At 72.0% G+C, this 11,027-nt stretch carries 12 protein-coding genes and 1 pseudogene; 8 read left to right on the top strand and 5 right to left on the bottom strand.

The window, feature by feature from the left end; translation table 11 throughout:
* Positions 1–311: 311 nt before the first annotated feature.
* Together NH339_RS08990 and NH339_RS08985 are read right to left on the bottom strand one after the other, a co-directional pair.
* Positions 312–1,349: an NADP-dependent oxidoreductase gene (locus NH339_RS08990; RefSeq protein ID WP_253024557.1), complete on the bottom strand. Its 1,038-nt coding sequence runs from the start codon at positions 1,347–1,349 to the stop codon at positions 312–314.
* Positions 1,350–1,378: 29 nt separating this feature from the next.
* Positions 1,379–3,457: an NADPH-dependent 2,4-dienoyl-CoA reductase gene (locus tag NH339_RS08985; protein WP_253024556.1), complete on the bottom strand. Its 2,079-nt coding sequence runs from the start codon at positions 3,455–3,457 to the stop codon at positions 1,379–1,381.
* 9 nt (positions 3,458–3,466) lie between these two features.
* On the opposite strand from NH339_RS08985, the gene NH339_RS08980 reads away from it, so the two are divergent.
* Entirely contained in the window at positions 3,467–3,718 is a 252-nt protein-coding gene (locus NH339_RS08980; RefSeq protein WP_253024555.1) for an SCO4848 family membrane protein, read from the top strand.
* Here the strand turns inward: NH339_RS08980 and NH339_RS08975 are convergent.
* Positions 3,666–4,211, bottom strand: coding sequence for a PadR family transcriptional regulator (locus tag NH339_RS08975; protein ID WP_253024554.1), 546 nt, complete (start codon positions 4,209–4,211; stop codon positions 3,666–3,668). The genes NH339_RS08980 and NH339_RS08975 overlap by 53 nt on opposite strands.
* Positions 4,212–4,270: 59 nt before the next feature.
* Here NH339_RS08975 and NH339_RS08970 point away from each other — a divergent pair, with 59 nt between their 5' ends.
* From NH339_RS08970 to NH339_RS08945, 6 genes are read left to right on the top strand one after another with little or no spacing between them, the layout of a single operon-like run.
* Positions 4,271–4,555 (top strand): YciI family protein, encoded by a 285-nt coding sequence (locus NH339_RS08970; RefSeq protein WP_253024553.1) that lies wholly within the window; start codon positions 4,271–4,273, stop codon positions 4,553–4,555.
* Between the two features lie 27 nt (positions 4,556–4,582).
* Positions 4,583–5,449 carry an ABC transporter substrate-binding protein gene (locus NH339_RS08965; RefSeq protein ID WP_253024552.1) on the top strand — a complete coding sequence of 289 codons (867 nt, stop codon included), beginning with the start codon at positions 4,583–4,585 and terminating at the stop codon, positions 5,447–5,449.
* Positions 5,404–6,291 (top strand): amino acid ABC transporter permease, encoded by an 888-nt coding sequence (locus NH339_RS08960; protein WP_253024550.1) that lies wholly within the window; start codon positions 5,404–5,406, stop codon positions 6,289–6,291. Before NH339_RS08965 ends, NH339_RS08960 begins: the two co-directional genes overlap by 46 nt.
* Entirely contained in the window at positions 6,291–7,031 is a 741-nt protein-coding gene (locus NH339_RS08955) for an amino acid ABC transporter ATP-binding protein (protein WP_253024548.1), read from the top strand. Before NH339_RS08960 ends, NH339_RS08955 begins: the two co-directional genes overlap by 1 nt.
* Before the next feature lie 9 nt (positions 7,032–7,040).
* Complete coding sequence (locus NH339_RS08950) at positions 7,041–8,048, top strand: alpha-hydroxy acid oxidase (RefSeq protein WP_253024546.1); 1,008 nt, start codon at positions 7,041–7,043, stop codon at positions 8,046–8,048.
* Positions 8,045–9,034 carry an adenylate/guanylate cyclase domain-containing protein gene (locus NH339_RS08945; protein ID WP_253024544.1) on the top strand — a complete coding sequence of 330 codons (990 nt, stop codon included), beginning with the start codon at positions 8,045–8,047 and terminating at the stop codon, positions 9,032–9,034. The genes NH339_RS08950 and NH339_RS08945 overlap by 4 nt, the downstream gene beginning before the upstream one ends.
* Here the strand turns inward: NH339_RS08945 and NH339_RS08940 are convergent.
* Both NH339_RS08940 and NH339_RS08935 read right to left on the bottom strand, forming a co-directional pair.
* Positions 9,012–10,145 carry an FAD-dependent oxidoreductase gene (locus NH339_RS08940; protein ID WP_253024542.1) on the bottom strand — a complete coding sequence of 378 codons (1,134 nt, stop codon included), beginning with the start codon at positions 10,143–10,145 and terminating at the stop codon, positions 9,012–9,014. The genes NH339_RS08945 and NH339_RS08940 overlap by 23 nt on opposite strands.
* A 37-nt stretch (positions 10,146–10,182) precedes the next feature.
* Positions 10,183–10,599 (bottom strand): DUF2000 domain-containing protein, encoded by a 417-nt coding sequence (locus NH339_RS08935; RefSeq protein ID WP_253024540.1) that lies wholly within the window; start codon positions 10,597–10,599, stop codon positions 10,183–10,185.
* A 50-nt stretch (positions 10,600–10,649) separates the two neighbouring features.
* Here NH339_RS08935 and NH339_RS08930 point away from each other — a divergent pair.
* Positions 10,650–11,000 (top strand): annotated as a pseudogene (locus tag NH339_RS08930) (AraC family ligand binding domain-containing protein); the annotation flags it as partial.
* Positions 11,001–11,027 lie beyond the last annotated feature (27 nt).

The following is an 11,027-nucleotide window of genomic DNA, read 5'->3' as shown; positions in this document are numbered from 1 at the left end:
GTATCCACCGCTGGTCGAGTGCCTCCACGAGCGCCAGCGAGGGGAGGTGTATCGAGACCACTCTGGGCTGTCGCTGGGAGCCGGTTCGCGCTGATCCGTTGCCGGGTGGTCTCGATACGCAGCGACGGCGCTCGTTCCTCGCGCGTGGCTGCTACTCGACCAGCGAGACCTACCGCTGGTCGAGTAGGCCGACCGGCGACGGAGGAGCTCGGTCGGGCGTATCGAGACCACTCTGGGCTTCCGCTGGGGAGCTGACCCGCGCTGGGCAGTTGCCGGGTGGTCTCGATACGCGTCCAGCGGAGGGGGTGGGGTCAGCGGGTGGGGTCGTTGCCGACCTTCACGAGGAGCTTGCCGACGTTGCGGCCGGTGAGGAGGCCCCGGAAGGCGTCGACGGCGTTCTCGAGCCCGTCGACGACGTCCTCGAGGTAGGCGACGTCGCCGTTCGCGACCCACTGGCCCATCTCGCGGGTGAACGCCTCGGTGTGGGTGGGCACGAACTCGTCCTGGATGAAGCCGCGCACCGTCAGGCTCTTCGCCAGCACCGCGCCCATGAACGCCGGGAAGCCGAACGAGGACGCGGCGGGACCGTTGTAGTTCGCCACGAGACCGCACACCGGCACGCGACCGTAGGTGTTCATGCGGCGCAGCACCGCCTCCCCGACCGGGCCCGCGACGTTCTCGAAGTAGACGTCGACGCCGTCGGGGGTGGCCGCCTTCAGGTCGTCGACGAACGTCGGGGAGCGGTGATCGAGGGCGACGTCGAAGCCGAAGTGCTCGCGCAGCAGGCGCACCTTCTCCTCGCCGCCGGCGATGCCGACGGCCCGCGCGCCCTTCTGCTGGGCGATCTGGCCGACCGCCGAGCCGACCGGTCCGGCGGCCGCGGCGACGACGACGGTCTCGCCCTCGGCGGGCCTGCCGATCTCCAGCAGGCCGGCGTAGGCGGTGAACCCGGGCATGCCGAGCACGCCGAGCGCGGTCGAGACCGGCGCGGTGGAGGGGTCGAGGCGCTTCATCTGCCGTGCGTCGACGACGGCGTGCGTCTGCCAGCCGATGAAGGCGAGGACGACGTCGCCGGGCTTGCGGTTCTCGGCGCGCGACTCGACGACCTCGCACACCGTGCCACCGAGCACGACGTCGCCGAGCTCGAGGTGGGCGGCGTACGACTTCGCCTGGCTCATCCGGCCACGCATGTACGGGTCGAGCGACAGGTAGATCGAGCGCAGCAGCACCTGGCCGTCCTGCAGCTCGGGCAGGTCGACGGTGACGGTCTCGAAGTCGGAGTCCTGGGGCTCGCCGTCCGGGTAGGCGGCGAGTCGGACCTGGGTGGTCTGTCCGGGGGTGGTGGACATGGTGTTCTCCCTCTCTCGTGGTGCGGGGTTCAGAGGCGCGCGGCCAGCTCGGTGGCCTGCTTGATGGCGCGCTTCGCGTCGAGCTCGGCGGCGACGTCGGCGCCGCCGATCACGTGGGTGGTCACGCCGGCCGCCTCGAGCGGCTCGACGAGGTCGCGCACCGACTCCTGTCCGGTGCACAGGACGATGGTGTCGACCTTGAGCAAGAGCTCCTCGCCGGTCTCGTCCTTCTCGCTCGAGCGGACGGTGACGTGCAGGCCCTCGTGGTCGACGCGGTCGTAGGTGACGCCGCCGACGAAGTCGACGCCGGAGTCCTTGAGCGTCTGGCGGTGCACCCAGCCGGTGGTCTTGCCCAGGCCCTTGCCGTGGGCGCTGTGCTTGCGCTGCAGCAGGTACACCTGGCGGCGTGGCGGGGCGGCGACCTTCGTGGCCAGGCCACCCCTCTCGAGCGCCGGATCGGTGACGCCCCAGCGCTTCATCCAGTGCTCGAGCGACTCGTGCGGGTCGTGCAGGAGGAACTCGGCGACGTCGAAGCCGATGCCGCCGGCGCCGAGCACGGCGACCGTCTGCCCGACCTCGGCGCCGCCGCCGACGACCTCGTCGTAGCGCAGCACGGTGGGGCCGACGCCGGAGTCGAGTCCCGGGATCGACGGCACGCGCGGCTCGACGCCGGTCGCGAGCACGACCTCGTCGAAGGGGCGCAGCGACTCGACGTCGGCCCGACGGCCGAGGTGCACGGTCACGCCACGCACCTCGAGCATGCGCGTGTAGTAGCGGAGGGTCTCGGTGAACTCCTCCTTGCCGGGGATGCGCGCGGCGAGCTTGAACTGCCCGCCGATCGTCTCGTCGGCCTCGAACAGCTCGACCGTGTGACCGCGGCCGGCCAGCTCGACGGCGGCCGCCAGTCCCGCGGGTCCGGCGCCGACGACGGCCACGCGCTTGGCGCGCTGCGTCGGGAGCAGCACCAGCTCGGTCTCGTGCCCGGCGCGCGGGTTGAGCATGCAGCTGGCGCGCTGGTTCTTGAACGTGTGGTCGAGGCAGGCCTGGTTGCAGGCGATGCAGGTGATGATCTCGTCGCTGCGCCGCTCGGCGGCCTTCGCGACGAAGTCGGGGTCGGCGAGCAGCGGCCGGGCCATCGAGACGAGGTCGGCCTGGCCGGAGGCGACGATGCCCTCCGCGACCTCGGGGGTGTTGATGCGGTTGGAGGCGACGACCGGCACGGGAGTGCCGTTCTCGTGCAGGGCCTCGCGCAGCCGCGCGGTGTACGACACGAACGCCGCGCGGGGCACCGACGTGACGATGGTGGGCACCCGCGCCTCGTGCCAGCCGATGCCGGTGTTGATGATCGAGACGCCGGCCTGCTGCAGCCTGAGCGCGAGCTCGACGGTCTCGTCCCACGACTGTGCGTCGTCGACGAGGTCGAGCAGGCTCTGGCGGTACATGACGATGAAGTCCTCGCCGACCAGCTCGCGCGTGCGCCGCACGATCTCCACGGGGAACCGCATCCGCTTCTCGGCGGTGCCGCCCCACGCGTCGTCGCGGGTGTTCGTGCGGGCCGTGATCATCTGGTTGATGAGGTAGCCCTCGGAGCCCATGATCTCGACGCCGTCGTACCCGCCGCGCTTCGCGAGGGCCGCGGCCTTTGCGAAGTCGGTGGCGGTGCGGTCGATCTCCCTCGCGGAGAACGCGCGCGGCCGGAACGGGCTGATCGGGCTCTTGCGCCGCGACGCGCTCTTCACGAACGGGTGGTAGCCGTACCGACCGGCGTGCAGGATCTGCATCGCGATCTTGCCGTCGTGCTCGTGCACGGCGTCGGTGACCACACGGTGCGCGTCGGCGAACGAGCGGTTGTTCATGGTGCCGCCGAACGGCAGCAGCCAGCCGGTGCGGTTGGGCGAAAAGCCGCCGGTGACCGACAGGGCGACGCCGCCCTTGGCGCGCTCGGCGAAGTAGGCGGCGAGCTTCGGCAGGTCCTTGCGCCGGTCCTCGAGCTTGCTGTGGATCGAGCCCATGACCACCCGGTTGCGCAGCGTCGTGTGACCGAGGTCGAGCGGCGTCAGCAGGTGCGGGTAGTCCGGGTGGTCGGGCTGGGTGAACGGGCTGCTCATACTGGTCCTGTGATCTCGAGAGTCTCGGCGTGGGTGCTGGTCGTGGCGGGCGTGTTCAACGTGGTCATCTGGCCGCGGTTCGCGAAGGCGATCGTCGACGACGACCGGGCGTGGTCGGGCGAGGCGTGGAGCAGTGCTCCGACGTCGTTCCTGTGGGTGCACGCCGTGCTCATCGCCACGGCGATGACGCTCGGGATCTGCGTCCTCGTCATCGGGGTGCGCGCCCTTCGAGGCGCTCGAGGATCTCGTCGCACCAGCTGAGCGCCGTCTGCTCGCCGATGATGCCGCCCCGCAGCACGAGCCAGGGGCCGACGTCGGCGGGGTCGAGCGAGTCGGGGTCGGGGTAGAAGCGCTCGGCGCTCGTCTCGTAGTAGGCGAGCCGCTCGGCGTGGTGGGCCCGCTTGCGGCGCACGTCGGCGAGGATCGCCTCGCGGTCGCCGTGCTCGAGCGCGCGCAGCTTCACGGCGAAGCTGGAGCGCAGCGGCTCGGGTGCCGACGGCTCGGTGGTGAACCGCGCCAGCTCGGAGCGACCGGCGTCGGTCAGGGCGTAGACCTTCTTGTCGGGCCGACCGTCCTGGGTCACGGTCTGCGACGTCACGAGCGCGTCGGCCTCCATGCGACCGAGCACCTTGTAGATCTGCTGGTGGCTGGCCTTCCAGAAGTTGCCGATGGAGGCGTCGAAGCGGCGGGCGAGCTCGTAGCCCGTGCCGGAGCGCTCCGCGAGGGACACGAGGATCGCGTGCTCCAGGGCCATGCGTCCGAGGGTACATATGCAACCAGTTGCACAGCAACCGTGGCGCCTACGCTGACGTCATGTCGATCTTCGCCGTGACCTACACCTACGGAGCCCCCGAGGACCAGCTCGCGACGCTGCGCGCCGAGCACCGGGACTACCTCGCCCACCTGCCCGAGCTGCTCGTGAGCGGTCCGGCGTCGAGCAGCCGCGAGGCGCTGCTCGTCTTCCGCGCCGACACGCGCGAGCAGGTCGAGTCGCTCGTGGCTGCCGACCCGTTCGTGTCCGCCGGCTTCGTCGCCGAGCACGTGGTGCGCGACTGGAAGCCGATCCTCGGTCCACTGAGCGGGCACTTCGACTCCTGACAGGAGGCGCGCCGTACGCTTTCCGGCATGCGCCTGACCCCCCTCGCGGCCGCTGCTGCCACGCTCGCCCTGGCCACCGCCTGCGCCCCCGCCGACGAGTCGCCCTCGTCCGACAGCTCCTCCTCGGTCTCCCTCGACCAGTGCAAGCCCGCCGACCTGGACCTCTACAAGGCCGGCACGCTGACCATCGCGACCGACTCGCCGGCCTACGAGCCGTGGTTCACCGACGACGACCCGACGAACGGCAAGGGCTACGAGGGTGCCGTCGCCCGCGCGGTGGCCGAGAAGCTCGGCTTCGCGCCCGAGAAGGTCACCTGGGTCACCCAGGGATTCAACGAGGCGATCAAGCCCGGCGCGAAGTCGTTCGACTTCGACATCAACCAGTTCTCCATCACGAGCGAGCGCGAGAAGGTCGTCGACTTCTCCAGCCCGTACTACAAGGCCAAGCAGGGCGTCATCACCCTCGCCGACTCCAAGTACGCCGACGTCACGAGCCTCGCGGGCCTCAAGGACGCCAAGGTCGGTGCGCAGGTCGGCACCACGTCGCTGGAGGCCACGCAGCAGCTCGGGCTCACGACCGACCCGCTCGTCTACGACGACACCACGAAGGCCGCCCAGGCCCTGCAGAACGGGCAGGTCGACGCGATCATCGCCGACGTGCCGTCGGCCTTCTACCTCGTCGCCGCCGAGCTCGACGGCGCGAAGCTCGTCGGGCAGTTCGAGCCGCGCACGGGTGAGTCCGAGGAGTTCGGCCTGCTGCTCGACAAGGACTCGGCGCTCACCCCGTGCGTGAGCGCCGCCGTCGACGCGCTGAAGGACGACGGCACGCTCGAGAAGCTGCAGCAGCAGTGGCTGTCGGACGCCGTCGACGTGCCCGAGCTGAGCCAGTCCTGAGCACCCACCAGCCGAGCGAGCGCCAGCAGGCCCGGGAGCGGTACCGCCGCTCCCGGGCGCTGCGGCGCGGGTCGGTCGCCGCGGTCTCGACGGTCGTGGTCCTCGGCCTGCTCCTGCTCGGCGTCGTCAGCTCACCCGGCTGGGACCGGGTCCAGCGCACCTTCTTCGACTGGCAGGACGCGAAGGACTCGGTCGGCCCGATCACCGAGGCGTTCTGGCTGAACGTCCGGTTGTTCGTGGTGTGCGAGGTGTTCATCCTCGTCGTCGCGCTGGTGGTCGCGGTGGTCCGCGTGGTGCCGTCGCCGGCGATGGCGCCGCTGCGGCTGCTGGCGACGATCTACACCGACGTCTTCCGGGGCACGCCGACGCTGCTCGTCGTCCTGCTGGTCGGGTTCGGCGTCCCGGCCCTCGACCTCGCGGGTGCCCCGACCAGCCTGTTCTGGCTCGGCGTCATCGCCCTGACCCTCAGCTACGGCGCGTACGTCGCCGAGGTGATCCGCGCCGGCATCCTGTCCGTGCACCCCACGCAGTGGGCCAGCGGACGCGCGCTCGGCCTGTCGTACGGACGCACCCTGCGCCACGTGGTGCTCCCGCAGGCCCTGCGCCGGGTGACGCCACCGCTGCTCAACGACTTCGTGTCGCTGCAGAAGGACACCGCGCTGCTCTCGGTCATCGGCCTGGTCGAGGCGCTGCGGCAGGCCAACATCATCTCCAACCGCGACTTCGTGTTCACGCCGCTCGTGGTCGCCGCGGTCCTGTTCATCGCCGCGACCATCGTGCTGGCCCGGCTGGCGGACTGGCTGACCGTCCGCAGCATGCGCCGCGAGGCAGGAGGGCTCTGATGCTGAGGATCGAGCAGCTGCGCAAGAACTACCACGGCACCGAGGTGCTGCGGGGCATCGACCTCACGGTCGAGCCCGGGCAGGTGGTCTGCCTCATCGGCGCCTCCGGCAGCGGCAAGTCGACGCTGCTGCGCTGCCTCAACCTGCTGGAGACCGTCGACGACGGCACGGTCTGGCTGGCCGACGAGTCGGGCGCCGAGCAGGACGTGACCGACCCGCGGGTCGACGTCGACGGGGTGCGACGCCGGGTGGGCATCGTGTTCCAGGCCTACAACCTCTTCCCGCACCTGAGCGTGCTGCAGAACCTCGTGCTCGCGCCCACCCGTGCGGCGGGGGTCTCGCGGCAGGCCGCGCGCGAGCGGGCGCTCGTGCTCCTGGAGCGGGTGGGCCTGGCCGACAAGGCCGGCGCGTACCCCGACGCACTGTCCGGCGGCCAGCAGCAGCGGGTCGCGCTCGCCCGTGCGCTCGCGATGGACCCGGAGGTGCTGCTCCTCGACGAGATCACGTCGGCCCTCGACCCGCTGCTGGTGGGCGAGGTGCTCGACGTCGTCAAGGGCCTGCGCGCCGACGGCATCGCGGTCGTCATGGCGACGCACGAGATGGCGTTCGCCCGCGAGGCCAGCGACGTCGTCGCCTTCCTCGCCGACGGGGAGATCGTCGAGATCGGGCCGCCGGAGCAGCTGTTCGACGCCCCGCAGGACCCGCGCACCGCAGCCTTCCTGGCGCGGTTCCGCGACTAGCCTGACGGCATGGACGACCTCGAGGACCTGCTCGGCGCGGGCGCGTACGGCTACTTCGCGGGAGGTGCGGGCGACGAGCTGACCCTGCGCGCCAACGAGACCAGCTGGAGCGACGTGCGGCTCGCGCCGAAGGTGCTGGTCGACGTCGGCGAGCGCGACCTCTCGGTCGAGCTGCTCGGCCGACGTCGCGCCCACCCGCTCGTCGTCGCCCCGATGGCCTACCAGCGGCACGCCCACGAGGACGCGGAGCGTGGCACCGCCGCGGCCGCCGCGGCCACCGGGTCGACGTTCGTGCTGTCGTCGCAGACCACGACGGCGCCGCGCGACGTGGCCGAGGTGGCGGGCCCCGACCGCTGGTTCCAGCTTTACGTGTTCAAGGACCGGCAGGTCTCGCTCGACCTCGTCGCCGAGGCGCGGGAGTCCGGCTACGAGGCGCTCGTGCTCACCGTCGACTTCCCGGTGGCCGGCTGGCGCGAGCGCGACAAGCGCACCGGGTTCAGCATCACCCACCCGATCGCGCTCAACCCGGGCGGGACCCCGCTGACGACCGAGCAGATCTTCGCCATGCACGACCCCACGCTCACCTGGGACGACGTGCACGCCTTCGCCGAGGCGGCCGGCATGCCGCTGCTGCTCAAGGGCATCCTGCGCCCCGACGACGCGGAGCGGGCCGTCGACGTCGGCGCGGCGGGCGTGATCGTGTCGAACCACGGCGGCCGACAGCTCGACACCGTGCTCACCGGGGCCGAGGCGCTGCCGCCGGTCGTCGACGCGGTGGCCGGCCGGGCCGCGGTGCTCGTGGACGGCGGGATCCGTCGCGGGTGGGACGTCGCCAAGGCCCTGTGCCTCGGTGCCGACGCCGCCCTCGTCGGGCGTCCCGTCCTGTGGGGTCTCGCGCGCGACGGTCGCGCGGGCGCCCAGGCGGTGCTGGAGCAGCTGGTCGCCGAGCTCGACTCCACCCTCGCCCTGCTCGGCTGCCCCAGGGCCGTCGATCTGGACCTATCCTTCCTGGCATGAACGAGCACGCGGAACAGTCCGCGTTCGACCCGAGCCTGCTCATCGACGTCGCCGGCGAGTACCTCTTCGACAGCGCCCCGACGCTCACCCAGCGGGAGGTCGCCGACCGGGCCGGCATGGACCTCGACCTCGCCAACAGCCTGTGGCGCTACCTCGGCTTCCCCGAGGTCGAGGACGACCGTGTTGCCTTCACCGAGGCCGACGTCGAGGCGCTGCGGGTGACGAAACGGCTGATCGACCTCGGCGTGCTCGAGGAGGACCGGCTCCCGCAGTTCGTGCGCTCCCTCGGCCGGACGTTCGCCCGGCTCGCCGACTGGCAGACCAGGCTGCTGCTCGGCGTGCTGCAGACCGCCGAGGACGGCGAGCAGCCGCCGCTCGACGTGCTCGCCGAGGTGATCCCGATGGTCGAGGAGGTGCAGGGCTACGTCTGGCGTCGTCACCTGCTCGCCACGGCGTCGCGGATCGCCCTGCGCGACGTGCGCTCGGAGACGGAGCGCCAGCTCGTGGTCGGCTTCGTCGACATCGTCGGCTACACGTCACGCAGCCGACAGATGAGCCCCCGCGCGCTGGGCGCCATGGTCGAGTGGTTCGAGCGGGTCGTCACCGAGCTGGTCGTGCAGCACGGCGGGCAGGTGATCAAGACGATCGGCGACGAGGCGCTGTTCACCGTGGACGACCCGACGGAGGGCGCCCTCCTCGCGCTCGAGCTCGTGGAACGGGCCGAGGCGGACGAGCAGTTCCCCGACGTCCGCGTCGGGCTCGCCCACGGACCGGTGCTCGCGCGCCTGGGCGACGTGTTCGGCTCGACGGTCAACATCGCCGCGCGCCTGACCTCCGTGGCGCGCCCCGCCCGCGTGCTGGTCGACGCCGACCTGGCCGAGCTGCTCGACCACGACGAGTTCCGCCTCCGGCGCACGCGGCGGGTGTCGGTGAAGGGCTACGAGCACCTCGAGCCGTGGTCGCTCAAGCGTCAGCGCGAGCGCTGAGCGTCCGCACCACTGCACTCGCAGCGATCCGCCCGGCGCGGTTCGCGCCGATCGTGGACGCCGACGGGCCGTAGCCCACTAGCTGCACCCGAGGGTCGGCGACGGACGTCGTCGACGTCGCGAGCGTGGCGCCCAGCTGGATGCCGCCGCGGGGCGAGCGCAGGTGCAGCGGTGCGAGGTGGTCGACGTCGGGCCGGAAGCCGGTGGCCCACAGCACGACGTCGACGCGCTCGAACTGTTCCATCTGCCGCCCACGGCCCGGCACCCCCGCCGGGGCGCCCTGCCGCCCACGGCCCGGCACCCCCGCCGGGGAGCCGCCCCACACCGCGCCGTCGGCGACGAGCCGGTCGAACATCGGTAGCCGCTCGTAGGCGCCGAGCCGCTCGGCCTCCCGCTCCTGCTCGCGCAGCATCAGTCCGGTCACGCTCACCACGCTGCGCGGCGGCAGCCCCGCCCGCACCCGCTCCTCGACCCGGGCCACCGCCTCGCGGCCGGCCTCCGGGTCGAACGGCTCGGTGCGCCACACGGGCTCGCGTCGGGTCGCCCAGAGGGTGTCCGTGATCGGACGCAGCGCGCCGAGGAACTGGACCGCCGACGCGCCGCCGCCGACGACGAGCACCCGCTTCCCGCGGAAGTGCTCGGGCCCGGGGTAGTCGACGGTGTGCAGCTGCTCGCCGCGGAACAGCTCCTGACCGGGGTAGCGCGGCACGAACGGGCGACGCCAGGTGCCCGTGGCGTTCACCAGGGTCGGGGTGCGCCACGTCCGCTCGCCGGCACGAACCACCAGGAGCTCGTCGTCGGAGTCGACCCGGTCGACCGCCACCGGTCGCTCGACCGGCAGGTGGTGCTCCCGCTCGTAGGCCGCGAAGTACGCGGGGACGAAGACGTTGGCCCTCTCGTGCCCCTCGGCCGGTGGGCGCGGGGCGTCGGGCAGGTCGGCCACCCCGTGCACGTCGGCCATCGTGAGCGCGTCCCACCGGTGCTGCCAGGCCCCGCCCGGTGCGTCGTCGGCGTCGAGGACCACGTGCTCGACGCCCCGTCGGGCCAGGTGGTACGACGCCGAGAGCCCCGCCTGACCGGCACCGATGACCACGCTCTGCAGGACGTCCACGTCGTCGGCAACGTCGTGCGCCCTGCGCGTATGCCCGTCAGTCGTGCAGCCGCGTGCCCTTCAGGGCCTTGTCGACGGGGTTCTTCGGACCGTGCACCGCGATGCCGACGAGGTCGAGCTCGGCGGTCGGCACGGCAGCCACCGTCGCGCGGTTGGCGGCGTCGTGACCGGTCGAGAACATGTCGTGGGTGTAGACGGCCAGCGGCATGCCCCGGGTCACGACCTTCGCGTGCACGCGCGCGAGGGTCGCGGTGTCGGCGCTGAGCACGACGACCGGCTGACGCAGCAGCGGGAGGTAGCGCTGGCCGTCGGCGTCCTCGTACGGCTCGCCGAGCAGCTCGGGGTTCGCGGCGATGCCGCTCATGAGGAACGCGGTCACGTTGAGCTCCTGCCAGGGCAGGAGGTCGTCCCGCAGGACGACGGCGATCTTGGTGTCGAAGCGGATCTCTTCCATGACCGACACGATGTGCCTTGCGACGACCTCCCGTCTTGTACGTTCCGAGCATGGTCGAGAGGGTGCGGGCGTGGGCGCCTGACGTGCCGCTCGTGCGCGAGGTCTTCCACGCGACGATGACCGGCCACGCGTACCCCGCGCACACCCACGACACGTGGACGGTGCTGCTGGTCGACGAGGGGTGCGTGACCTACGACCTCGACCGCCACCCCCGCACGTCGCCCCAGCGACGGGTGAGCCTGCTGCCTCCGCACGTCGCCCACGACGGCAGGTCGGCGCGAGCCGGTCTGGGGTTCCGCAAGCGGGTGCTCTACCTCGAGGCCGACTGGCTGCCACCGACCATGACCGGTCGCGCCGTCGACCAGCCCGTCGTGCCGCGGGCGCGGGGGCTTGTGGAGGAGCTGCACGCCGTGCTCGACGGACCTGCT

It is taken from the genome of Aeromicrobium sp. CnD17-E (genome assembly GCF_024124745.1).
GTDB lineage: Bacteria > Actinomycetota > Actinomycetes > Propionibacteriales > Nocardioidaceae > Aeromicrobium.
The sequence above is the reverse complement of the archived record's forward strand: the minus strand, read 5'-3'. Positions and strand labels throughout refer to the sequence as shown.